Here is a 24964-nt window from a genome sequence, read left to right as displayed (position 1 = left end):
TATTGACGTGTTTACTGTTCAGTTTTCAATGTCCCTGTGCCCTCTCGTCGAGTGCTCATCTATAATACCATCTATCCCTTACCTTTGCAAGTCTTTTTTTTACTTTTTTTCGTTTTTTTTGTTTTTTGATGGTATTTTAGCTATTTTTCCACAAAAAAAGCCACTCCTAATCGGAATGAGCTTCTTATTTCAATCATAATAACAACTATAACTATTTCTTTTCTTGATAATGCACTGCTGCAGAAATTGCTGATATTAAAGTAGCTCGCAATTTCCCATCTTCTAATGCTTCTACACCACAAATCGTTGAACCACCAGGTGAACATACTTGATCTTTTAAAACTCCAGGGTGTAAATGTGTTTCCAATTGCATTTTAGCAGCGCCCATTAATGTCTGAGATGCCAATGTATAGGCCATTTCTCTTGGAACACCTTCTTTAACAGCACCATCTGCCAATGCTTCTATTATCATATAGACAAACGCTGGCCCACATCCACTCAATGTGCCAGCTGTTGACATTAAATGTGATGAGACAACCTCTACCTGCCCAATGGCACTGAACATATTTTTGACAAATTCAAACTCTTGATCTTTTAATGAATGTTTCTCTTCAATTAATGACATTCCCTGCAAAACACGAACCGGTGTATTTGGCATAACAAAAATATGACGTGTAGAATCATCTAAAAATGTCTGATATCTATCAAAATCATATCCCAATGCAATAGAAATGATCGCTTTATTTTCTAACTTTTGAAGATATGGGTCTAATACAGACTCAACAACTTGAGGTTTTACCCCAACAAATATGAATTCGCTACATGCAATCAATTCATCAATATCATGTGCCACATCAATATGATAAGAACGCATTTTTTCTGCTTTATTCTCATCAATATCATACGCTATTATTTCATTTGCATTCAAAAATTTTGCATCGATTATTCCTAAAGCAATAGCACTCGCCATATTTCCAAAACCAATAAAACCTATCTTTTTCATCTTGTACCTCCATATAAAGAAAAGCTAACAAATTGTTAGCTTATAATTTACGATTTCTTAAAAAAGCTGGCACATCATCGTCGTCATCGTCATCATCATACATTGATGGTTTTACAACAGATTCAAATGAAGATGTCTGTTTAACTGGTGCAGGTTCTTCTTCATCTTCAAATCCAGTCGCAATAACAGTTACAATAACTTGATCATCTAATTGTTCATTAATAGCAACACCTAAAACAGTATTGACATCATTACCTACCGCTTCTCTAATTGTTGCAAGAGCCGTATTTGCATCATATAGAGTAATATTTGTTCCACCAGTAACATTAACAATTGCATCTTTTGCACCTGCAATAGACACATCTAATAATGGTGATGAAATAGCACGCATAGCAGCTTCTTCTGCTTTATTTTCACCATCACTCATACCAATACCAATAAGAGCAGAACCTCTATCTTTCATAACTGATGAAACATCAGCAAAGTCAAGATTAATAAATGCTGGAATAGCAATCAAATCAGTAATTGTCTGTACCCCTTGTCTTAATACATTGTCTGCTTCTCTAAATGCTTCACCCATTGGTTTACGACCAATAGCTTCTAATAAACGATCATTAGAAACAACAATAATAGAATCCACATTTTCTCTTAATTCAGCCAAACCACTTTTAGCCTGTCTTAAAACTTTAGGTCCCTCAAATGTGAAAGGTGATGTGACAACACCAACTGTTAATGCACCCAATTCACGTGAAATTTTTGCAACCACAGGTGCGGCTCCAGTTCCAGTTCCACCACCCATACCAGCAGCAATGAAAACCATATTGGCACCTGATAAAGCTGACTTGATTTCTTCTTCAGTTTCTAAAGCAGCTTTACGTCCAACTTCTGGATTACCACCCGCTCCTAAACCATGTGTCAATTCTTTACCTAAAACAATTTTGTTTTCAATATCAATTCCTTTTAAAATCTGTGCATCAGTATTGGCAACATAAAAATCAACACCTTTGACACCATCTTTAGCCATTCTTGCTACAGCATTGCAGCCTCCGCCACCAACACCAATGACTTTAATTTTTGCAACTTGAACAAAATCTAAATTCCCATCCATATTTCTATCCTCACTTTTATATTAATCTTCTTCACTAAATAAATTTTCAATGACTTTTGTCAATTTTCCTTTTTTCTTTGTATCCGAATTATAAGCAGTTTTTGTCTTTGTCAGACCTTTAAATCTAATACTCATTGTATTAGAAATATCTGGTAAAACAAGAGATGAATCCATTTGACCAAAAATCTTTAAACGGTCATTTAAATAATACATCATACCAAGACAAGAAACAAATGACATATCTCGTGCTCCTATCGTATCAGGACGATATGTTCTTACAGCACTATTCAACACTTGAGTTGCCACTTCATCAATAGCAGGCAACTCTCCACCGCCACCAACGATAACAGTTTCATAACTTCTTCCATCATTAATCACTTCGATTTTTGTTTTAATGATTTCCATAATTTCCTGAACACCATCAGTTAAGACCTGAGCCAGATCCTTTTGAGTAAAGTGTTTTTCTATATCATTTTGACTTGTCGTATGGATGACATCTTCATCACCAATATGAAGATCACATGTACCATATTTGACCTTATATAACTCAGCCTTATCCATTGGAATTTGCCATGATGTTGCAATCTTTCGTGTCAAATCATAACCACCAACATGGGCTTGAGCAATATATTTTAAATAACCATCCTCAAAAAAAGCAACAGTTGAGCTACGATATCCAATATCAATCAAAATAGCACCTTCTTGAAGATAAACAGCATCAAATGCCTCTTTAGCACACGCATAAGCATTAATTGTAATATCTAAAACTTCCACTCCGGCTTTTTCAACAGCATTAATATAACTATAAAGCAATTTCTTCTTTGTCGTTATCACTAATGATTCTACTTTTAATGATGCTGATTTTTCACCAATAGGAATATCTTTCATTGATTTCGTATCCAAATAAAACATTGCTGGAATGACTGAAATAACTTCTTCATCCTCTTTTAACGTAAAACGTTTAGAAAGTTTTAATGCACGTACAATGTCCTCACTTGTAATCTGATCCAAAGGAGAATTGACTTTTGTGATTCCATCACTTTGATAAATACAGGCATGGAAAGACGGTATACATAAAGCGACTTTTGAAATAGTTGCCCCTAAAGCCTTTGAAGCTTCGTCAACCAATTGTTTGATTTCACTCACAACAACAGGCATGTTTTCAATTTGACCTTTACGAATTCCATGACTAGTGATTTTCTTGGCAAAAAGCACATTAATATTTGCACTTACAACCTCACCAACAAGCAATTTAACCGTTGCACTTCCTATATCTAATACAGCATAGATATTCTTCATATACGCTTCTCCTTCAAAAAAATACTTCTTTATTATTGTAGCATAATTTTAATCATAAGAAAATATATAAATGACGAAAAAGAACTCATCAAGACAAAAAATAATGCATTTTAAAAATGCATTATTCACAATCTTTCATATAAACATAATTTCCCTCAAAACTAAAGACACATTTATTTTTAAATGCTTCTTTATTTGCCACATAATCATATCTATTATTGAGTTGATCAGCCATATCCTCAATACGTAAATATAAGATTTTTCCATCATCCATAATGAATTTCAAACGTGTTTCATCAGCTTTTTGAGGATCATATATAATATCACTCGTCTGATTTTTAACAATTTCTGGAATATTCACATATTCCTTTGCAAATTCTTTTAATAATTGTAAATCTTTAAACTTTGTTATTTGTGGTGTAGATTGCAATGATGCAATCAAATCTTTATCATCTGTTTCACTGACATTTCCCAATTCATCAATAACATATGTTTTTTTATCAATGACACAGTATGCGACTTTCTGAGCTTCTTCTACTTCTATTTGAACAGAACCTAGCAACGATTTTGTCACCTTCACCTTTTTAATGAAGGGCATTTTAGCTATCTCATCCTCTATTTTTCCAGTATTGACAAACAAAACGATATCTCCTTCATGAACCGAAATTGATTTTTCAATATCGTCCTTGGAAACTTCCTGTAACCCTGTCATATTAATATCATGTACACGAGATATATCACTTACAAAATAGCCAGCAATCAGCAGCATTACAAAAAGAATCAACACCACTTTAATCTTACGCTTTAATTTACGTTTCCGTTTATCTTTCCTCAGTCGTAACACTTGATTTTCATCATGTTCATTATAATAATATTGTTGCTGGGACATACATATCACCTACTCCCAATTAATCAATATAACCTCTTTTTCTAATTCCACACCAAAACGATTAAATACACTCTTTTCTACAAGTAAAATTAAATCTAAAATATCCTTAGCACTTGCATATCCATTATTCACAATAAAATTAGAATGTTTAGGTGAAACCTGAGCGCCTCCAATTTCATAGCCTCTCAGTTCACATTCATCAATATATTGCCATGCTGGTTTTTGTTCTGGATTTCTAAAAATACTTCCTGCACTTGCAAAATTCCATGGCTGTGTTGCCATACGTTTTTCTTTACGCTTATCAAGAACATGCATAATATCTTTAGGATCACGTGAAGTCATTGTAAATGTTGCTTCAATTAAAATCCAATCTTTATGTTTTTGCAAAATAGACGTACGATAATCAAACTCCATCTGTTCTCGATTTAAAGTCACAAGTTCGCCCTTATCATTTAAAATAATTGCAGAAGTAAAAACATCACTAACACAATATTTATATGCACCGGCATTCATATACACGCCACCACCAATAGTTCCAGGAATACCTCCCATAAACTCAAAGCCTGATAGCCCTACTTTGGCAGCTTCATACGCTAAATAAATCATGCTCACACCTGCCTGAGCACGAATTTCAACACCATTGAAATGAACTTTATTTAAATTCTTTAATGAAAAAATAACACCTTCATATTCTTTATCTGAAAACAAAAGATCAGATCCTCTACCAATCACCATATGCTTAATTTGATGCTGACGACAATATTGAATCCCTCTTTTTAAAGCTTCAACATCCTGAATATAAACAAATAATCTGGCAGGTCCTCCTACTTTAAATGTTGTATGTTTATATAAAGGTTCATTTTCTAAAATCTCACCTAACTGCAAATCTACTAAATCATAAAATATATTTTCAAAATCCATGCTTATTTCCTTTCTAATGTCTTTAAAATCTCCTGATAAATATCTTGACAAGCATGTGGTTTTCCTAATTGACATGCATGAGCCTTTAACGAATTTAATACTGATTGATTTTTTAATAAATATCTAATTTCACTAACAAATCGATCCGCTGTTAAATCTTTTTCCAAGATCATTCGCGCTGCTTTTGCATTCACAAGTTCTCGAGCATTATATTCCTGATGATTCGCTACAACATAAGGACTAGGAATAATTAAAGAAGCTGCCCCTAAAGCTGTAATTTCAGCAAGTGTTGTCGCTCCAGCACGTGAAACAATAATATCACAGCTTGAAATCAAACTAGGCATATCATCAATATAATTGACCAAGTGAATCGAGTCATTTAAATCACTTAATTCCTCTTTCATTTCATCATAATATTTTTTACCTGTAACATAAATAACATCATAATCATCATATTGCATCTGTCGCAATGCTTCTTTCATCACACGATTCACTGATGATGAACCTAGACTTCCCATCACAATAACAACTGTCTGACGTTTGGCAGGAATGTGATAAAGATCATGAATATCTTTAAGTTCCTGATGCGTCACCACGCTAGCACGTGGATTCCCTAATAAAACAGTCTTATTGCTTGGAAATTCATTATACGCTTTTTGATAACAACATACAATCTTATTCACTCTTTTTATTAAAACTTTATTTGTTAAACCAATAATAGAATTCTGTTCATGAATCATTGTAGGGATTTTCAATCGAGAAGCAGCCATGACAATAGAAGCACTTGGATAGCCTCCAAAACCAATCACAATATCTGGCTGAAATTCTTTCAAGATTTGTTTTGATTCTTTTAATGATTTCATAAAAATGAAAGCATTTTTTAACTTTTGTAAAGGATTACCAACTAATCCTTTAACTGCCAATCCACGATACTGATATCCTAGTTCAGGAACAATTTGTGATTCTAAACGATCAGTTGTTCCAACAAATAAAAATTTAGCATTGGCATCTTGTGTTTTGATATACTCAACAAGGGCTAAAGCAGGATACAAATGTCCACCTGTTCCCCCTGCACTTACAATTATTTTCATTTCTCACCACTCCTAATTCACATTATAACATATCATGACAAGATTTCGAGATATTAATTAAAATTCCTATACTCATTAATGTTATAACTAAACTTGTACCACCATATGACATCAATGGCAAGGTTACACCTGTCACCGGAAATAATCCTACCACAACTCCCAGATTAATTAAAGTCTGAATACCGATCATCGAAATAATTCCAATCATCAAAAAGCCACCAAATAGATCAGGTGCATTTTGACTCACCTTTAAAACCGTCTTAAATAGACTGGTATATAATCCAATCACAATAATTCCCCCTATAAAGCCAAATTCTTCAGCTATAATCGCAAAAATAAAATCTGTCTGGGGTTCTGGTAAATAAAAATGTTTTTGAATACTTTTATCAAATCCAACGCCTAATAATCCACCTGGTCCAATGGCATATAGAGCCTGTATAGCCTGAAAACCACTGCCTAATGGATCCTGGAATGGATTTAAAAAAGACAATATACGCTCCATACGATAAGGAGCAGATAAAATCATAATCACAATTCCAATGACTCCCAGTATTCCTAACCCCACAAAATAACGAAAGGGAAATGGCGAAACAATCATCATCACAATGACGCTACATGCCATAACAACACCACTCCCAAAATCCGGCTGTAACATAATCAACAAAAAACCTAGTCCCATCATAAGTAAAACTGGCAGGCTATATCTGATTTTTTTCATATGATAGTAATGCTTTTCCATATAAACCGCACTAAAAATAATAATACCAATTTTAAACAACTCACTTGGCTGCAATGCAAAAATACCAAAATTAAACCAGCTGCGACTCCCACCTCTGACAACCCCTAAACCTGGTATTAAGACAAGAATTAATAAAAGAAAACAGATGATTAAAATAAACTTATAATATTTTTTGTAAAGATGATAATCAATACGTGAAGTCACAAACATGGCTATAAAACCTAAAACAGCAAAAATCATTTGTCTTTTGATGTAATACAAAGCATCATCATATTTATAAAGTGCCCAAATATGAGAAGAACTATAAACACTTATTAATCCTATAATGACAATGATGATTGTTAAAATCGTGATTTTTTTTGTTTTCATGGTGGCACCTCCATCATTTTACTATATGAAAAAAAGACAAAAAAAGAAGATACATCTTCGCATCTTCTTATCTATAGATTTTTCACCGTGTTGATAAATGACGTGTATATTTAATCATTGATACACCAGCATAAATAGCCACAATGATTTCTGTCAATACCATAGCTAACCATAAAGCATTAGGATTTATAAGTGGCAGAATGAAAATCAAGACTCCACTGATGACCAATCCTCTAGAAACTGAAACAATAAAGGCACTTCTTGGTTTTAATATAGCCTGAAAATAATATGTTGAAAAAATATTAAAAGGCAATAAAAGGAATGATAAACCATAACATCTTATAATCCAAGGAGCTATTTTCATAATTTCAGGTGTCGGCGTCATAAAAATACAAACAAATAGCATTGGCGTAAATAAAGACAATGCTGTCCATAAAAGGCTAAAAAATGTAACACTCATAAGTGCATATTTTAAAACTTCCTGAATACGTTGAGGTTGATGAGCACCAAAATTAACAGAAATAATAGGTTGTGCTGCCTGTCCCACACTATAGGCACAACATTGCACAAAAGTTGAAACATTCACAATAATACCATATACAGATAAAGCATTTGTTCCCAAATATTTCATAATCTGACGATTAAATAAGATTGTTAAAATTCCCATAGCCACATCAATAAAAAATGTTGAAAAACCAGTCACCGTTATTTGAGACAATCTAGCCATAAAATGTTTTGGTATAACTAATTTTAAGGTATTGCTCTTTTTTAAAAATGAGTGAGTATAACAAGTGTCGAAATAACTGCTCCAATAGCAGTCGCCAAACCTGCACCATAAATTCCCATATCAAACACAAATACAAAAACATAATCTCCAAAAATGTTAATAACGGCTGATCAAAAACAACAATAACAAACCATGATAGTAAAGCTAATAATATAGAGCCTATCACTGAAACAGTAAAAACTTCCCCTGCTTCATCATCTTTTTGAGATCCCTGTCCTTTAATTGTACTAAAAATAACTGCTCCACCTATTCCCATTAACAAGCCAAGGCTATAAATAATATTCCATATTGGAGCAACGACCACCAAAGCAGCTGTTCCATCAGGACCTTGATATTGTCCAACCATGGCCATATCTACAATTGAATAAATAGAAGTGACTAATGCACTTCCAAAAGCAGCAGCCAAATATTTAAAATATATTGGTCTTATCTTTCCGTGAATAAAATCCATATAATCCTCCTTTTTTGTAGAAATAAAAAACTGGATAAGAAACAGGTATTTCAACCTGTAGCCTTATCCAGCTCACCATTTCTCATGAATGGCTCACCCTCCGAGCAAGCACTCACATTTAATCACATATTTTTCATACGTCAAGTCATAGTCACAATGATTTTGACTTTTATAAACTCCTTTGACTATGAATTCCATTCATTAATAATCTGTTTAAAAACTCTTCCTCTTTCTTCATATCCACTAAATTCATCATATGAACTTGTTGAAGGGGATAATAATACAACATCTCCTTCATGAGCTATTTGTTGAGCCTTTAAAACAGCATCTTTCATATGTTCAACAACAATTGTATTGTCTATATGCATTTCTCTAGCAAATCTTTCCTTTGCCTCACCAAAACAAATAAGCGTTGAGATCTTTGAAGCATAAGATGACATCTCTGTTAAATCCAGACCCTTTTCATGACCACCCATTAATAATATAACCGGCTGTTTAAAAGCTTTTAAAGCAATAATCGCTGCATCTGTATTTGTCGCTTTAGAATCATTATAATATTTAACACCGTGATATTCTCTTACAAATTCTATACGGTGTTCTACTCCCTGAAAAGAAGCCAAAGTATCATGAATATCTGATAAAGACACATGACTTAATGCACAGGCAATAATCGCAATCATCATATTTTGAATATTATGATCACCTACTATTTTTATTTCATCCAAATCAATAACATGATTTCCTTTATAATAAATCGCTTGATTTTGAATTATACAATCAGCTGGTTTAGTTAAAGAAAAAGTCACTCTTTGAGCCAAAACAGGATATTTTCTTAAATAACTCTGCAAGATTTCATCATCCAAATTTTCAATAAAATAATCTTGCTTATCTTGATTCATATAAATACGTGTTTTAGAAGCATAATATTCATCCAGTGAAGCCATATAATCCAAATGATCTGGAGTCAGATTTATAATTGTAGAAATATGTGGATGAAACTTTTCAATATCTAATAATTGAAAATTAGACATTTCTAAAACCACATCATACCCATCACGATGAAGCAAATCATTGTCTAGAACACAAGAGGAATAAGGTATACCCACATTACCTGCCAAACAAGACAAATGATGGGCATGTTTTAAAATCTCATCAATTAATGTCACTGTTGTTGTTTTCCCATTTGTTCCTGTAATAGCAATATAATTTTGCATTTTAGCAACTTGATAAGCCAGTTCAATTTCAGTATAAACTGGAATTCCTCTTTCTTTCAACCTTAAAACAAATGGTTTATGATAATTAATTCCTGGATTTTTCACAACAAAATCAAAATCTCTTTCAAACAGTTCTTGTGGATGTCCTCCTGTAATCATCTCAATACCACGATGCACATATTCATCATAACAAGCAATCTTTTCACGACTAGCATATTCATTCACTGTGATAGTTGCATGTAATGCAGTCAATAATTCGACTGCTGCTTGACCACTTTTAGCCAATCCTAAAACTAAAACTTTTTTCCCGTTCAACATATTACATAACTCCTAAAACAATCCCAATAATTCCACAAATAAAACCTAAAAACCAAAATGAAATGACAACTTGTTGTTCACTCCATCCAAGCATTTCAAAATGATGGTGAATGGGTGCCATCTTAAACACACGTTTGCCTCTTGTTTTGAAAGATACAACCTGAATAATCACTGATAAAGTTTCAATCAAGAAAACACCACCAATTAAAATAAACAGAAGTTCCTGACGTGTTAATACAGCCAAAGCTGCTAAAAATCCACCTAAAGCTAATGAACCAGTATCTCCCATAAAAATACGTGCAGGATGATAATTAAAACACATAAATCCTAGTAATGTTCCCACCACTGCCATAGCATAGATGGCAATGTCATAATCTTTATTCATAATCGCAAAAATAACAAAAACAGAAATCGCAATCATCGAAAGTCCTGTTGCTAGACCATCTAATCCATCTGTTAAATTCACCGCATTGCTGCCCGCTGTAAACATAAAATATACCAAAATAGGATATAACCATCCAATATCAATTTCTATATGTAATAAAGGGATAGAAATTGCAGTATCAAATCCAGGTATAAAAAACTTAGCTAAAATATAAAAAGCAATGGCTACAACTGATTGTAATGTATATTTATATAAAGGTTTCAATCCATCATTTGTCTTTCTGACAACAATTAAATAATCATCAATAAATCCAACCAATCCAAAACCTACAAAAGAAAAAGTTAAAAGATGTATATAAGGATTATTTAACGAAGTGAAATTCAAAATATAAACCACAACTACAGCACATAAGATAAAGACAATTCCACCCATTGTTGGTGTACCACCTTTTGCTTTATGCGACTGTAAACCTTCTTCTCTTTCTACCTGTCCAAATTTTAATTTTTTTAAATATTGAATCGCTTTTGGCATAACAGCCAACACCAAAATAAATCCCACTAAAAAGTTCAAAACAATTCTTAAAAAGACCATATTAAACATAATAAGACTCCTTTACCACTTTTATCTTTTTTACAATATATCATATTTTCCACACAATAACAACAATCAAAAAAGTCCTCTCTATTTATAATTATCAATATTTATCGACATAATATTTTTTTATTATTTTCTTTATCTTCAAACCATTTTCTATATAATGTTGACTAGGAGTGAGAGAAAATGAAAAAAGCATTTAGTAATGAATTATATGTAGAACTACAATCTAAACACATTCAAGAAAGAATTGCTCAATTCGACAATAAATTATATCTAGAATTTGGGGGAAAACTTTTCGATGATACACATGCTTCTCGTGTTTTACCTGGTTTTGAACCCGACAGCAAGTTAAAGATGTTATTAACTTTAAAAGATAAAGTAGAAGTGATTATCGCTGTTTGTGCTAAAGACTTAGAAAGACATAAAATGCGAAGAGATTTAGGTATTTCATATGATGATGAAGTTATTCGATTAATTAATGAATATGAAAACGTTGGATTATATGTAGGAAGTGTCACAATTACACAGTACCAGCATCAAAATTCTGCCGATACTTTTAAAACAAAGCTAGAAAAACGCGGCATTAAAGTTTTTATGCAATATCCTATTGAAAATTATCCTCATAATGTTGATCATATTATTTCACCAGAAGGATTTGGTAAAAATGATTATATTATCACGACAAAGCCATTAGTTGTTGTGACTGCTCCAGGTCCTGGTTCAGGAAAAATGGCAACATGTCTATCTCAGCTTTATCATGAACATCTTCATGGCATTCGTGCTGGATATGCAAAATTTGAAACTTTCCCAATTTGGAACTTACCATTAAAACATCCTGTTAACCTTGCTTACGAAGCAGCAACCATTGATTTGAATGATGTCAATATGATTGATCCTTTCCATCTTGAAAAATATGGAGAAACAACTGTCAACTATAATCGTGATATTGAAATTTTCCCTGTATTAAATACAATGTTTAAGAAAATTTTTGGAGAATCACCATATGCTTCTCCTACTGACATGGGAGTCAACATGGCTGGTTATGCAATTATTGATAATGAAGCGGCTAAAGATGCTAGCTGTCGTGAAATTGTACGTCGTTATTATCATGCGCAAGTTGATTATTTAATGGGTAAAATCAATGATCAGTCTTTAGAAAAAATGCAGATGTTATTATCTCAGGCAGGTGTCGATGCGAAAAACCGTAAATGTGCTATTGTAGCCAGAGAAGTTGCACAAACACGCCAAGGTCCTGTCTGTGCAATAGAATTAAATGATGGTCATTTAATCAGTGGAAAAACATCATCATTATTACGTGCATCAAGTGCTGCTATGTTAAATGCATTAAAATATTTAGCTGGTATTGAACAAGATATTGAATTAATTTCACCAACTATGCTGCATTCTATTCTATCTTTAAAAAATGACTATTTAAATATGAAAACACCATTATTGGATATTGATGAAGTCCTTTTAACACTCACCATTGCTTCAGCTCAAGACCAGAATGCTAAAAAATGTCTAGAAGCTCTTCCTTTATTAAAGGACTGTGAAATTCATTCAACTGTCATTTTAAGTAATAAAGATACAGAAACATTAAGAAAACTCAAAATGAACTTAACTTGTGATCCTAAGCATGCCAGTGCTTAGGATTTTTTTATAGAAAAAGAACCTATTTTTTTAGGTTCATTTGCATCATTTGCTGATATTCACTAGCTACACTTTGATAAAGTCTGGCAAATGTATAATCAACATTATATTGTGTTAAAACAGCTTTATAAGGAATATGTGGTATTCCTTTCATTCTAAACAATTGTAATAATAAATCTAATTGTTCATCTTTATTTAAAGCAAAGAAAACAAAAGGTTGATCCATAGATGAAGAAGGCAACATCTGTTCCTGATATGTATAACCATCCATATTTAATAAATAACCCATTTTCTGATATAGATGCTGTATAGAAATATCTCTTACATCAATATCTAATTCATTTGCTATTTCTTTTATCTTTCCTTTGATATCATCACTTAAACGATATATTAAAATTGTATCTTTCATAATAATCCTTTCTTATTGTTCCAAATCGCCTAATTCTGTTTCAATTTTTTCATTATCCATGAATTGATCAATATATTCACATGCCTGTGTAATAGACAACTCATTAGGAATAATGACAGATGCATTCATTCCCACTGAATAACATGGCATAGAGGCACTATCACCTATAATCTGATAAGACTGAATATCCCAGTTTGGCATTTGAGATAACTGCATTTGAACAAGCGCATTCATTTCCTCACTTGGCATATTGGTTTCAATACTTTGACTGATTGTATCCAAAACTTGTGAAAAAGATGTTAATATTGCTGGTGAGCAAACTTTTTTTACAATAGCCGAAATCATGCGTTGCTGGTTTCTTCCTCTTGCAAAATCTCCATCAACAAATGATTTTCTTTCTCTTACAAAAGCCAATGCCTCCTTGGCATTCAGATGATTTTCTCCTTCTTGAATCTGATAGCCACCAATCTTTGTTGTAAATTCTTCTGGAGAATGAACTGTCACACCACCCAATGCATCTACAATATCCATAAAAGACGTAAAGTTCATACGAACATAATAATTAATATCCTGATCAACCATATCTGTTAAAGTATCAATACTTTCCTGTAATCCATACATTCCTGTATGCGTAAATTTATCATATTCACCATTTCGATGTAATGGATAATAAATATCACGGGGAATACTAATCAATAATATTTGCTTGGTTGTAGGATTAATACCTACCAGCATATTCACATCACTACGTGATACAGCCGTTAAATCTCCATATTCATCATTACCACTAATATAAACCAAAAATGGTTTTTCAGTCACATCGACACTTTTTGCATTCACAGCTGCTTCATCACGTTTAACTTGATAAATAACACGTGTATCATCAGAAAAGCTTTCTTTTTCCTGTTCAACTAGACTTCTAAAAGCTTCATCTAAAATAATTGCATCCACATCTTTTTGATAAAGTTTTGTGACTAACTGATGGAAATCAGAGGAATCATCCAAAGATATCTTTCCCACCTCAGATTCAATTTGATCAACTGTATAATCCATCGTTGATTCATCTACATATGATACATGTGAAAGCAAATGATCTGGCAATTGATGTTCATTTTTAATAACAGAATCTTTTAAGACAATCACAGAAATAGCACGTGTCTGAAATTGTTCTTCAGCTAATAAATCAACAACCTGTCCTGTCTTATAAATATAAAACGAACCTACAGCCATCAAACAACTTAATAACAAACTTAAAAATTGTGTCAATAAAGAACGTTTACTTCCTTTTTTCTTATAGAAAATCAAAAAATATTCTCCAACCATTAAAATAACCAGAACAACTGCTGTGGCTATCAAATACTTCATAGGTACAAATTGAATAAAATACATTGTTGATAGTAAAACAATGGACATTAAAAACTGAATACTATATACAATACGACGTAAATATTTATTATCTATTTTTTTCATAACGACACATCCTTTTTGTTAGAGTATCATATTTTGACATTTTTCGCAATGAGTTGTATCCATTGACATTTGCATTTATCCAAAAAATCATGTAAAATATTTCCCTATACAAATCCAAAGGGGTGATGATATGAACGTGAATACAATCTTAAATTATGTTGATCTACGTGGTGATTTACTCACGACACAATTTCCTTATAATGAAATAGATGCCTTAATTTTCAGTGAACTGGCTTATGCCAATTTAGATCAGATTATTGAACCCTTACATCAACCTCCTTTATGGCTGGTCTATCAAAAATATGTCCAAAGGAATCAATCATTATCTGATCAGGAACTTCAAAAAATTCAGATTCCCAGTCATGAACTTTTTGAAAAAATGGCTTCCGCTCCCCGTTATCAAAACATTCGTGTTCTTGATTATGTTAATGATGTCAATAAAGAACTTGTCAAACAATTTTCAGCATTGGCTTTATTATTAGAAGACGGACGTATTGTGATTGCCTTTCGAGGAACGGATGATTCATTAATTGGATGGCATGAAGATTTTTTGATGTTATGTGAAAAAAGTGTTCCTGCTCAAGAATCATCAGTGCATTTTGTAGAACATATCGCTAAACTCTCAATACCATCTTCACTTCTTGCTGATTTAAAAAATCCTTTTATAGATGCTTCATTATGGCAACGTTTCAAAAAACATTTTCAATATCAAAAACAACGTCCACTCTGGCTGGTCGGACATTCCAAAGGAGGAAATCTCGCTATTTACGCTGCCTGTTTTTGTCAGACAAGTGCTCAAAAACGCATTTTTCAGGTTGATAACTTTGATGGTCCGGGATTCCATGACGAGATTTTAAAATCATCTGCTTATCGTCAAATGTTGCCTTACATTCATAGTTACATTCCTCATTATTCTTTTTTTGGCATTGTTTTAGGACATGAAGAAAACTATACAGTTGTCAAGAGTCATGAAACAGGAATGATGCAGCATAATGCTTTTTCATGGAAGCTTCAGGCCCATCATTTTGAAGTCGATGAACTATCATATGAAAGTGTACAGTTTGCTATTAAAGTTATCCTTTTCTTAGAAAAATTAAGTTATGAAGAAAAACATCAGTTTGTGGAAGCGATGTTTTCATTATTTGACAATTTAAATTTATATAATTTTTCTGATTTATCACACATTTCCTATAAACATATCATGAATGGAATTAAAGAAATCACTTTATTAAAACCCAAAACACGTAATATGCTTTTAGAAGTTTTACATATGTTATGGCTAGAAGCCAAAAAGATCAAAAGAGGGCATTGACAAAATCATTTGTCTGCCCCTTTTTTATAAATCATCTTCAATTGCACTCGATTTGGCATATGCTGTTGATTTTGCCTCAAAAAAATCTGTTTTAATTTGATTAGCCTGACTATAAAGATTTACCCACTGCATTGCTTCTGGTTCATCCTGATAACCTTCAAAAAGCGGTTCAAACCCTAGTGAAGTCGCACGTAAATTACCCAAATAATGAATGTAATCACTGACCATAGTCATGGTTAACCCTTCAATGCGATCACCTATCACATATTGTGCCCAGGCTATTTCCTCCTCAACACCACGTTTTAACATTTGACGATAAACAGCTATTTTTTCATCATCAAAGAGTTGTGGTTCTTCTTTTTGTAATTCTAAAATCATATTCCTGAATAACCATAAATGTGTATTTTCATCACGGTTAATATAACGTATTTCCTGTGCTGAACCAGACATTTTTCCCATTCTTCCTAAATTATAGAAGAACATAAAACCACTATAAAAATAAATACCTTCTAAAATATAATTTGCCATGATTGTCTTCATTAAATGAAATGCATCTTTATGCTGTAAAAAATCATTATATTGTTCACCAATAAATTGATTACGTTTTAATAAATGTTCATCATATTTCCATTGATATAAAATTTCATCACGTTTATCTGGTGAACAAATTGTATCTAACATATAACTATAACTTTGTGAATGTACAGCTTCCTGAAACGCCTGAATTGTTAAACATAAATTAATCTCATTGGCTGTAATATATTCTCCAATATGCGGTAAATTCGCTGTTTGTAAAGAATCCAAAAACACAAGAAACGATAGAATTTTATCATAAGCCTGTCTTTCTTCATCTTTCAACAAACGATAATCTTTGACATCTTGAGTTAAATTGATTTCTTCAGGTATCCAAAAATTATTCATTGCCTGACGATACCAGTCATGTACCCATTGATACTTCATATGATTAAAATCATTCAGATTCGTCGTATTTCCATTAATCATACGACGTTTTCTTACATCAATATCGCCTTGTGCATTAAATAATGCCTTTGCTTTTAATTCCATAATTCCTCCCTCTATGCACTGCATGATTCACATTCTTCAATTTCTAAAGATTGACTTCTTACGTAGTAAATCGTCTTAACATTATTTTCATATGCTAAAATATATAAATTTAAAAGTTTTCTAAATGTAAATTCCTGTGTCATATAAATATTTAATGACTGCGACTGATCAATATGACGTTGTCGAATTCCAGCAGCTTTGATTAGCCATTCTTGATCCATATAATGTGCATTTTTATATAACCAGAATGTTTTTGGATTTAAATCTGGTGCCACTCTTCGCATCATACTTCCTTTTTTCTCTTCAATAAAGAATTTTTTCATGATTGGATCAATAGAAGCTGTTGTTCCAGCAATAATAGATGTAGAAGAAGTGGGTGCAATAGCCATTAAATAACCATTACGTAAACCATAACGATGAATCATGGTTTCTAATTGTTGCCACTCTTTAGATTGATAATGACGTTTTTGAAAATACATACCGGTATCATAATCACTACCCTCAAAACCGTGATAACGACCTTTTTCTTTAGCCAATAAACATGATGCTTCTAGTGTATAGTAATTTATTTTTTCATATAACTGATCCACAAATTCTAAATGCTGTTCACTTTCAAAAGGAATGCCCTTTTGGCATAACATATGATGATAACCACTTGTTCCTAAACCAATAGCACGATATTTCTGATTCGTTATTTGAGCAAATGGTAATGGGTAATCATTCAAATCAATAACATTATCTAAAGCTCTCACAACAACATGAATAATATGTCTTAACTCTGCTTCATCATCAACATTTATTTTTCCTAATGTTAAGGATGCAAGATTACACACGACAAAATCTCCTGGTTTTGTTTTTTCAACAACGACCTCTTCCCCATCAACATGCATAACTTCCTTATCTAAAAAAGTCATAGCACTCATGTTTTGCGCAATTTCACTGCATAAATTACTACAATAAATCATACCTTGATGATGATTAGGATTCATTTCATTGACACGATCACGATTAAAGGCAAAAGGTGTTCCTGTTTCTACCAGCGATTTAATAATCAATCTGACAACCTCTTTGACACTCATGACTCTTTTAGAAATACGTTCATCCTGGATACAATCTAAGTAATGCTCCTGCCATTCTTGGCCATAATAATCTTCTAAATGATAACCCTTGATCTGATAAATTTCATGAGGACACATCATATACCATGGGGCATCAATATCATCTCTAGCCAATTGCCAAAATAAGTCTGGATAGCAGACAGCTGGAAAAATATCGTGCGCCTTCATACGATCATCTCCATTATTTGTACGAATCTGCAAGAACTCTGGCAAATCTTTATGCCAGACGTCTAAATAAACAGCTGCTGCTCCCTGTCTGACACCTAACTGATCAACAGCAATCGCCGTATCATTAACCAGTTTCAGCCAGCGAATCACACCACCAGCTGCACCTTTATAGCCACGAATATCACTGCCATTCGCCCTGACTTTTCCAAAATAGAGTCCCATACCTCCACCATGTTTAGAAACTTGAGCAAAATGATCTAAACTTTTATAAATACCATCCAATGAATCATCAACAACATCAATAAAACATGAACTCATTTGATGGAATGGTTTTCTGGCATTCGCCATTGTTGGTGTTGCCATTGTCACTTTAAGTGTACTTAAAATATCATAAAATTGTTTTGCCCAATAAACACGATCATTTTCTAGCATCGCTAAATGCATCGCAATCCCCATAAACATTTCCTGTGGTGTTTCTAAAACATGATGATCATGATCTTGAATCAAATAACGTTTATATAACATATCTAATCCACTATAATTCAATAATTCATTACGTTGATCTTGAATGTATTGTGACAATTCTTCAATTTCATCAGATTGATAATGTTCTAAAATATAATTTCCATAATATCCTTCTTGTGTTAAATATTGAATTTTTTGATAAAAAGTTGAAATTCCCAACATTTCATTGCGACATTGAACCTGACAAATGATATCATATACCAAAAAACGACCTGCAATCATTTCCCAGAAAGGTTCCTCAACACTTGTCAGTTCATCACTTGCCTGAATTAAACTGATCAAAGCTTCATGAGAAGTCATACCTTCTTTATAAAACGTACTCCACTTTTCATAAAGACGCTGTAAATGCTCTCTTCCAATCGCAAAATCCTGAATCATTTTATAAAAAACATCTTTTAATTTTTGATGACCTATTTTATCTAAAAATAGTGTGATCATATCTTCATTCATATCCATTTTTTCACATCCTTGAAGGCATTGTATCACAGCATAAAAACATTTGACCACTTATATGCCTATAAAAATTCTCATATCATTTCATTGGTAATTTAAAAATTATTATGTTATGATAATGACCTATTGGAGGTAAATATGTTACATATACTTGAACATTCTTTAGAAGATTTAATACCTATGCTTCCATTTTTATTTCTAACTTATCTATTAATGGAATATATTGAACATAGAAATAATCAGAAGTTTGAAAACCTTTTGGCACGTACGCAAAAATTAGGACCACTGATTGGTAGTCTTTTAGGAATCATCCCTCAATGTGGATTTTCTGTCATTGCCAGTGGATTATATATGAATCAAAGTATCAGTTTAGGAACTTTGTTAGCTGTGTTTATTGCTACAAGTGATGATGCTATTCCTATTTTAATTGCCCAGCCAAAACAGGCACAGACATTATTTGTGATTATTGGTTTAAAAATCATTGTGGCAATTGTTGTTGGTTATCTGGTGGATGGATTAATTCAATCTCATCGTCTTTCTAACAATCATAGCTTACATGATATACATGAACACTGTAAAGAAGAAGAACATGGACATGGTATTATTTATTTAGCTTTATTACACACTTTCAAAATCTTTGTTTTTGTCTTTATTGTTAATTTTGTATTAACATGGCTGATTGAAGAAATTGGTGCAGATACATTGAACTATATTTTAGTTCATGGTTCTATTTTTCAACCTGTTATCGCTGCTCTTACTGGCTTTATTCCTAACTGTGCTGCAAGTGTCATTTTATCACAGCTCTATCTTGATCAGGTCTTAAGCTTTGGTTCTTTATTTGCAGGACTTATGACGAGCACAGGACTTGGTTTACTTGTCTTGTTACGTATGTATGATAATAAAAAAGACATTTTAAGAATTGTTCTTATCATGTTTGTAAGTGCAACGATTATAGGCATTTTTCTACAATTATTTTAAAACCGTAGGCTTTCGTCTACGGTTCTTTATTTGTGATAATCTTTGACATCTTCTAATAAAAACTCATGGTTTTGAGGCTGTTTTCTTTGAAATTCATGAAAATGTTCTTCCGTTACAGCTTTCACTTCTAAAGCTAGTTCTCGTGACGACATACGACGTGCTCCTCGTCCAATGACAATGGACTGCTCCAAAGCATCAGAAGTTGCAACAACAACACGATAATCACTTGCTAATTGATGGGTCACACGTTCAATATACATATCTGCAGTTTGGGCTTCTTTGGTATAAACAACATAAACATTATGATGCTTTTCTTGACTCCCTAGATTCTGTTTCACCTTATAAGCATCAAAAACAATAATCATAAGGCATTGTTTATACCCTTGATAATTACTGAGTATATCAATCAGTCGATCACGTGCAACACCTAAGTTTGTGCTTGCTAAATCTTTGAGTTCTGGCCACGAATGAATAACATTATATCCATCAACCAAAAGGCATTCAGGTTTCATTTTAACACTCATAGATGTTTCTTGAGGCTGATGCTGACGATAATAATCATCAGCTAAACGACGTTTTATAGGTCCATATGTTCTTTGAAAGATAGCATCCAATTCTTCATCTTCATTTTGATATTGTGGTGCATCATGATATGCATGATGCGTATTTTTATTTTTTGTATATTGATAAGGAATATGCATATATTGCTCAACTTCATCCCATGCCACATAAAAACCTGCTCCATGTTGACAAAAGACTGAACCTGTTGGATGAGCCTGATCTGTTTCACTATCATATCCTTTTTGTTTTATAATGTCTTCTTGATTATGACAAGGAAAATACCCTTTCATATGGCAGATCATGCGTCCTTTACCTTTTGTTAAAGCAATCACTTCTTGCTGATAATCTTGTAAGCAGGCCACTGGCCCTTCACCATATAAATCAATACTATCAATCTGTTCTTCAATTCTCACTTTGGTGTGTCTTTTTTCCATATCATACAAAACACGACTCAACGCATCTTTAGGTATATGAATATGAATATCATAATAAGGTTCTAATAAAATAGATTTTCCTCTTTTTAACCCATGACGAATCGCACGATATGTAGCTTCTCTTAAATCACCACCCTCAGTATGTTTTTGATGAACTTTCCCTGCTATTAAACTGATTTTTATGTCAGTTATAGAAGCTCCTGTTAAAACACCTGGATGTTCTATTTCTTGACAATGTGTCATAATTAAACGCTGATACTGTAATGGCAGCTGATCTGTTGTACATTGACTTTCATAAACCAGACCACTCCCTTGAGCAAGTGGTTCCAATAAGACATGAACTTCTCCATAATGACGCAATGGTTCAAAATGTCCAACGCCCTCCACTGGTTCACTCAGTGTTTCTTTATACAAGATTTCACCATGATCAAAACTGACTTCCTCATGAAATCTTTCACGAATGATATTTTGTAAAACTTCAATTTGAATTTCACCCATCAATTGAATATAGATATCTTGTGTCTGTGACATATATGTCACATGTAATGTTGGGTCTTCTTGAGCTAAAGTCTGTAGATTCTTTAACATTTGGTGCTGATCACAATGAGGAGATAAAACAACACGATAAGTCATGTAAGGCATCATCACAGGTTGCGTGAATGTCTGATTTGTAAGTGTCATTCCTGGAAGAAAACTTTTTAAACCTTTTAAAGCAACCACATCTCCTGCCTTTGCTTCTTGCAGCAACGTATATTTTGGTCCCTCATATAAACGAATCTGATCAATTTTTTCATCTTGAATCTTTTCTTTCACATGCAATGTTCCACCAGTTATTTTTATATGTGTTAAACGATTGCCTTGTTCATCATGACTCACTTTATAAACAAAGCCATCCAATGAATCCTTATATGTTGGTTCTGTGGTATAGGTATCTAGTAAATCTAAAAAAGCGCTGACCCCTTCATTTTTTAAAGCTGAGCCAAAGAACACTGGAAAAATTTGTCTTTTCATAATACATTCTTGAATATGTCCCAAATCAATCACTTGATGGTCCATATATTCTTCCAACAATGTTTCATTAACGAGAGCCAGATTTTCATAGAGCTGTGTTACTGGCATCGAGAAATTTAAACAGTTTTCATGATATTTTTCTGTCAATTCTTGAAATAAGTATTCACGAGAATAAGTTGTCTGATCCATCTTATTCATAAAAATAAAAGTGGGAATATGATAATGTTCTAATAAATGCCAAATTGTTTCACTATGTGACTGTATACCATCCATTCCATTGACCACAATAATCGCATAATCTAGAATGTGTAAAGTTCTTTCCATTTCAGCTGAAAAATCAACATGGCCTGGTGTATCTATCAAAACAAACTGTGTATCTTTCCATGGAAACATCGCCTGTTTAGAAAAAATAGTAATGCCACGATGACGTTCCTGTTTGTCATAATCTAAAAATGTATCTTGATGATCTACACGTCCCAATTGTCGTATCTGTCCTGAAAGATAAAGCATACTTTCAGACAACGTTGTTTTTCCTGCATCAACATGTGCCAATATGCCAATCACAATTTTTTTCATATCATTGAACCTCCCAACCTTGAAGAATTATTATACACTATTTTTTTATGAAATACATCTTTTCATCTACCAAAAATATGTTAAAATATCCTAGAAAGAAGGGATATTATGTTTTTTAGACTTCATGTTATTATTTCAAGTGAAAATGAAAAAGATGAAAAACTGATTAAAGATTTACTTTATCAAATAAGACCAACATTGTCTATTTCACCTGCTAGAGAATATGCTGGTCTTAAAGATCATAGTGAATTTTATGCAACAGACGATATCACACCAGATCAAGTTCAACCCTTATTAGATCAATTGAATAATGATTGGGATGGTGCTCAGGATGATTGTATCTGTTATGGATTTAACACAAAGATGTTTCATGAACTGGTTTATTATTTAGGATTCACTCTATTTGAATAAAAAGTTTTAGGTACTTTTTTAATGACCTAAAACTTTTTTAAATTTATAAAAGAATGTCTCCGTTACTTTCAATAATCTCTTTATAGCGATAATAAGAATTTTTGATATGACGTTCTAGAGTGCCATGACCATCATTAAAACGATCAACATAAACAAAACCATAACGTTTTTTCATTTCACCAGTACCCGCTGATACAACATCAATAGGTCCCCAATAAAGATATCCCATCACTTCTACACCATCAAGGATTGCTTCATGTACATATTTTAAATGATCTTCAACATATTTCATTCTAAAAGCATCATCAATATGTCCATTTTCATCAAGATTTTCATCTAAACCAATACCATTTTCAACAATAAATAATGGCAAATGATAACGATCATATAAAACATTTAATACATAACGAATACCTTGTGGATCAATTGGCCAAGACCAAGGCTTTGGTGAACATCCTTCAAGATATGGATTCTCTTTTCCAGTCAATCCGCCAGTATCCCCATGAACATCACTTTCTTTATCGTAAGTTGAAGAACGATAATAACTAAAAGAGAAAAATTCAACTGTATTTTCTTTCATTAATTGAAGTTCCTGATGATCCATCACTGGTTCAAAATGATGTTCATTCCAGACACGTTTAACATAACCTGGAATCTCACCAAAACAGAAAGCATCTCCAAAATAGAAATTAGACATTCTTACAGTATCAAATGCACCCCATACATTATCAGGATCACAGTTATATGGATAAGTTGCTACTGATGAACATGTTAACATGCATCCTACTTTGGCTTGTGGATCCACTTCATGACAAAGTTTCACTGTCCAGGCATTAGCTACACATAAATGATAATAAGCCTGCCATTTATCTTCAAATGTTGTTGATCCAATTGGATCTTCAGGATTTTCTGGATTTAATGTCAAAACGCCTCCTGCAACTAAAGGATTACGCATCATATTATTCACTTCATTAAAAGTCAACCAATATTTCACTTTCCCTTTATAACGCTCAAAGACAGTTGTCACATAACGCTTCCAAAAATCAATCAAACGATGATCACGCCATCCTCCATATTCTGTAATAAGATGTAATGGTGTTTCATAATGACTTAATGTAATAACTGGTTCCATATGCAACTCTAACATCTTATCAATTAAGCGATCATAAAATGCCAAACCTTTTTCATTAGGTTCTTCTTCATCACCATTAGGAAAAATTCTACCCCAGGCAATAGAAGTTCTAAAACAATTAAATCCCATTCCAGCCATTAACTCTAAATCTTCTTCATAACGATGATAAAAATCAATAGCCTCATGACTTAAATAAACCTTATTGGGATCTAGACACATTTCATATTTTTGCTTATCTTGATTCCATTTTAAACCAGGATCTTTAGATCCAATACCAACCATGACATCAGTCACATTAGGAGCCTTTCCATCTTCTAGCCATGCTCCTTCACATTGGTTTGCAGCAACTGCTCCTCCCCATAAAAAATTTTTAGGAAAACTCATTTTATATACCTCCTCTATGTGCGCACGTTCTTGCGCTTAATATATATTTCTTTTGAAATCATCGCTCCTGCATTGCGATGTAAAGCAACCGACTTACCTTTAGGGGATAACCCGACGGGGACCAAAGCATGTCGGT

The 24964-nt window shown here is 32.8% G+C and carries 21 protein-coding genes; 4 read left to right on the top strand and 17 right to left on the bottom strand.

Annotated elements, in window-relative coordinates:
- Positions 1–211: 211 nt before the first annotated feature.
- From proC to mraY, 11 genes are all read right to left on the bottom strand, one after another.
- Positions 212–1003 (bottom strand): pyrroline-5-carboxylate reductase, encoded by a 792-nt coding sequence (proC, locus tag B5G32_RS10470; protein WP_087936610.1) that lies wholly within the window; start codon positions 1001–1003, stop codon positions 212–214.
- Positions 1004–1043: 40 nt separating this feature from the next.
- Complete coding sequence (ftsZ, locus tag B5G32_RS10465; RefSeq protein ID WP_087245983.1) at positions 1044–2111, bottom strand: cell division protein FtsZ; 1068 nt, start codon at positions 2109–2111, stop codon at positions 1044–1046.
- Between the two features lie 21 nt (positions 2112–2132).
- Positions 2133–3410 carry a cell division protein FtsA gene (gene ftsA, locus B5G32_RS10460; RefSeq protein WP_087936609.1) on the bottom strand — a complete coding sequence of 426 codons (1278 nt, stop codon included), beginning with the start codon at positions 3408–3410 and terminating at the stop codon, positions 2133–2135.
- A gap of 121 nt (positions 3411–3531) precedes the next feature.
- Positions 3532–4299, bottom strand: a complete 768-nt coding sequence (locus B5G32_RS10455; protein WP_087936608.1) for a cell division protein FtsQ/DivIB — start codon at positions 4297–4299, stop codon at positions 3532–3534.
- Positions 4300–4308: 9 nt separating this feature from the next.
- Positions 4309–5220: a UDP-N-acetylmuramate dehydrogenase gene (gene murB / locus B5G32_RS10450; protein WP_087245990.1), complete on the bottom strand. Its 912-nt coding sequence runs from the start codon at positions 5218–5220 to the stop codon at positions 4309–4311.
- A 2-nt stretch (positions 5221–5222) separates the two neighbouring features.
- Complete coding sequence (gene murG, locus B5G32_RS10445; protein ID WP_087936607.1) at positions 5223–6311, bottom strand: undecaprenyldiphospho-muramoylpentapeptide beta-N-acetylglucosaminyltransferase; 1089 nt, start codon at positions 6309–6311, stop codon at positions 5223–5225.
- A 22-nt stretch (positions 6312–6333) separates the two neighbouring features.
- Entirely contained in the window at positions 6334–7419 is a 1086-nt protein-coding gene (gene ftsW / locus B5G32_RS10440) for a putative lipid II flippase FtsW (protein ID WP_087305020.1), read from the bottom strand.
- 82 nt (positions 7420–7501) lie between these two features.
- A complete protein-coding gene (locus tag B5G32_RS14175) occupies positions 7502–8146 on the bottom strand; it encodes an MATE family efflux transporter (RefSeq protein WP_239386236.1) in 645 nt (214 codons plus the stop codon).
- Positions 8139–8657, bottom strand: coding sequence for an MATE family efflux transporter (locus B5G32_RS14170; protein ID WP_239386235.1), 519 nt, complete (start codon positions 8655–8657; stop codon positions 8139–8141). Before B5G32_RS14170 ends, B5G32_RS14175 begins: the two co-directional genes overlap by 8 nt.
- 185 nt (positions 8658–8842) lie before the next feature.
- A complete protein-coding gene (gene murD, locus B5G32_RS10430; protein ID WP_087936606.1) occupies positions 8843–10189 on the bottom strand; it encodes a UDP-N-acetylmuramoyl-L-alanine--D-glutamate ligase in 1347 nt (448 codons plus the stop codon).
- A gap of 1 nt (position 10190) precedes the next feature.
- Positions 10191–11174 carry a phospho-N-acetylmuramoyl-pentapeptide-transferase gene (mraY, locus tag B5G32_RS10425; protein WP_087245669.1) on the bottom strand — a complete coding sequence of 328 codons (984 nt, stop codon included), beginning with the start codon at positions 11172–11174 and terminating at the stop codon, positions 10191–10193.
- A gap of 180 nt (positions 11175–11354) precedes the next feature.
- Between mraY and B5G32_RS10420 the strand changes: the two genes are divergently transcribed.
- The gene (locus tag B5G32_RS10420; RefSeq protein WP_087245667.1) at positions 11355–12821 is read left to right on the top strand and encodes a DUF1846 domain-containing protein; all 1467 of its coding nucleotides are present in this window, start codon (positions 11355–11357) and stop codon (positions 12819–12821) included.
- Between the two features lie 22 nt (positions 12822–12843).
- Here B5G32_RS10420 and B5G32_RS10415 read toward each other — a convergent pair whose 3' ends face one another.
- Both B5G32_RS10415 and B5G32_RS10410 read right to left on the bottom strand, forming a co-directional pair.
- A complete protein-coding gene (locus B5G32_RS10415; protein ID WP_087297342.1) occupies positions 12844–13230 on the bottom strand; it encodes a DUF3783 domain-containing protein in 387 nt (128 codons plus the stop codon).
- A gap of 12 nt (positions 13231–13242) precedes the next feature.
- Positions 13243–14700, bottom strand: a complete 1458-nt coding sequence (locus B5G32_RS10410; protein WP_087936605.1) for an LCP family protein — start codon at positions 14698–14700, stop codon at positions 13243–13245.
- Positions 14701–14830: 130 nt separating this feature from the next.
- On the opposite strand from B5G32_RS10410, the gene B5G32_RS10405 reads away from it, so the two are divergent.
- Positions 14831–16012, top strand: coding sequence for an Mbeg1-like protein (locus tag B5G32_RS10405; RefSeq protein WP_087936604.1), 1182 nt, complete (start codon positions 14831–14833; stop codon positions 16010–16012).
- A gap of 24 nt (positions 16013–16036) precedes the next feature.
- Here the strand turns inward: B5G32_RS10405 and B5G32_RS10400 are convergent, their stop codons facing one another.
- Positions 16037–17077 (bottom strand): ribonucleotide-diphosphate reductase subunit beta, encoded by a 1041-nt coding sequence (locus B5G32_RS10400; protein WP_087245659.1) that lies wholly within the window; start codon positions 17075–17077, stop codon positions 16037–16039.
- Between the two features lie 11 nt (positions 17078–17088).
- Positions 17089–19344, bottom strand: coding sequence for a ribonucleoside-diphosphate reductase subunit alpha (locus B5G32_RS10395; RefSeq protein WP_087936603.1), 2256 nt, complete (start codon positions 19342–19344; stop codon positions 17089–17091).
- Positions 19345–19479: 135 nt separating this feature from the next.
- Here B5G32_RS10395 and B5G32_RS10390 point away from each other — a divergent pair, with 135 nt between their 5' ends.
- Positions 19480–20319 (top strand): putative manganese transporter, encoded by an 840-nt coding sequence (locus B5G32_RS10390; protein WP_087936602.1) that lies wholly within the window; start codon positions 19480–19482, stop codon positions 20317–20319.
- Positions 20320–20345: 26 nt separating this feature from the next.
- Here the strand turns inward: B5G32_RS10390 and B5G32_RS10385 are convergent, their stop codons facing one another.
- Positions 20346–22901 (bottom strand): translation factor GTPase family protein, encoded by a 2556-nt coding sequence (locus tag B5G32_RS10385; protein WP_087936601.1) that lies wholly within the window; start codon positions 22899–22901, stop codon positions 20346–20348.
- A 108-nt stretch (positions 22902–23009) separates the two neighbouring features.
- Between B5G32_RS10385 and B5G32_RS10380 the strand changes: the two genes are divergently transcribed.
- On the top strand, positions 23010–23312 hold the full coding sequence (locus B5G32_RS10380) for a hypothetical protein (RefSeq protein ID WP_087297348.1): 303 nt from the start codon (positions 23010–23012) through the stop codon (positions 23310–23312).
- Between the two features lie 43 nt (positions 23313–23355).
- Here the strand turns inward: B5G32_RS10380 and B5G32_RS10375 are convergent, their stop codons facing one another.
- Positions 23356–24828, bottom strand: a complete 1473-nt coding sequence (locus tag B5G32_RS10375) for a glycoside hydrolase family 1 protein (protein WP_087245649.1) — start codon at positions 24826–24828, stop codon at positions 23356–23358.
- Positions 24829–24964: the final 136 nt, after the last annotated feature.

The sequence above is a fragment of the Massilimicrobiota sp. An80 genome (assembly GCF_002159255.1).
Taxonomy (GTDB): Bacteria; Bacillota_I; Bacilli_A; order Erysipelotrichales; family Coprobacillaceae; genus Allocoprobacillus; species Allocoprobacillus merdigallinarum.
The sequence above is the reverse complement of the archived record's forward strand: the minus strand, read 5'-3'. Positions and strand labels throughout refer to the sequence as shown.

What these genes read in the sequence shown, in the direction of transcription:
- ftsW (WP_087305020.1), bottom strand. Translation starts at nt 7,419, where the DNA reads ATGAAAACAAAAAAAATCACGATTTTAACAATCATCATTGTCATTATA.
- B5G32_RS10405 (WP_087936604.1), top strand. Translation starts at nt 14,831, where the DNA reads ATGAACGTGAATACAATCTTAAATTATGTTGATCTACGTGGTGATTTA.
- B5G32_RS10410 (WP_087936605.1), bottom strand. Translation starts at nt 14,700, where the DNA reads ATGAAAAAAATAGATAATAAATATTTACGTCGTATTGTATATAGTATT.
- B5G32_RS10415 (WP_087297342.1), bottom strand. Translation starts at nt 13,230, where the DNA reads ATGAAAGATACAATTTTAATATATCGTTTAAGTGATGATATCAAAGGA.
- B5G32_RS10390 (WP_087936602.1), top strand. Translation starts at nt 19,480, where the DNA reads ATGTTACATATACTTGAACATTCTTTAGAAGATTTAATACCTATGCTT.
- mraY (WP_087245669.1), bottom strand. Translation starts at nt 11,174, where the DNA reads ATGTTTAATATGGTCTTTTTAAGAATTGTTTTGAACTTTTTAGTGGGA.
- B5G32_RS10380 (WP_087297348.1), top strand. Translation starts at nt 23,010, where the DNA reads ATGTTTTTTAGACTTCATGTTATTATTTCAAGTGAAAATGAAAAAGAT.
- murG (WP_087936607.1), bottom strand. Translation starts at nt 6,311, where the DNA reads ATGAAAATAATTGTAAGTGCAGGGGGAACAGGTGGACATTTGTATCCT.
- B5G32_RS10395 (WP_087936603.1), bottom strand. Translation starts at nt 19,344, where the DNA reads ATGGATATGAATGAAGATATGATCACACTATTTTTAGATAAAATAGGT.
- B5G32_RS10385 (WP_087936601.1), bottom strand. Translation starts at nt 22,901, where the DNA reads ATGAAAAAAATTGTGATTGGCATATTGGCACATGTTGATGCAGGAAAA.
- proC (WP_087936610.1), bottom strand. Translation starts at nt 1,003, where the DNA reads ATGAAAAAGATAGGTTTTATTGGTTTTGGAAATATGGCGAGTGCTATT.
- ftsZ (WP_087245983.1), bottom strand. Translation starts at nt 2,111, where the DNA reads ATGGATGGGAATTTAGATTTTGTTCAAGTTGCAAAAATTAAAGTCATT.
- B5G32_RS14170 (WP_239386235.1), bottom strand. Translation starts at nt 8,657, where the DNA reads ATGGATTTTATTCACGGAAAGATAAGACCAATATATTTTAAATATTTG.
- murB (WP_087245990.1), bottom strand. Translation starts at nt 5,220, where the DNA reads ATGGATTTTGAAAATATATTTTATGATTTAGTAGATTTGCAGTTAGGT.
- B5G32_RS10455 (WP_087936608.1), bottom strand. Translation starts at nt 4,299, where the DNA reads ATGTCCCAGCAACAATATTATTATAATGAACATGATGAAAATCAAGTG.
- ftsA (WP_087936609.1), bottom strand. Translation starts at nt 3,410, where the DNA reads ATGAAGAATATCTATGCTGTATTAGATATAGGAAGTGCAACGGTTAAA.
- B5G32_RS10375 (WP_087245649.1), bottom strand. Translation starts at nt 24,828, where the DNA reads ATGAGTTTTCCTAAAAATTTTTTATGGGGAGGAGCAGTTGCTGCAAAC.
- B5G32_RS10420 (WP_087245667.1), top strand. Translation starts at nt 11,355, where the DNA reads ATGAAAAAAGCATTTAGTAATGAATTATATGTAGAACTACAATCTAAA.
- murD (WP_087936606.1), bottom strand. Translation starts at nt 10,189, where the DNA reads ATGTTGAACGGGAAAAAAGTTTTAGTTTTAGGATTGGCTAAAAGTGGT.
- B5G32_RS10400 (WP_087245659.1), bottom strand. Translation starts at nt 17,077, where the DNA reads ATGGAATTAAAAGCAAAGGCATTATTTAATGCACAAGGCGATATTGAT.
- B5G32_RS14175 (WP_239386236.1), bottom strand. Translation starts at nt 8,146, where the DNA reads ATGGCTAGATTGTCTCAAATAACGGTGACTGGTTTTTCAACATTTTTT.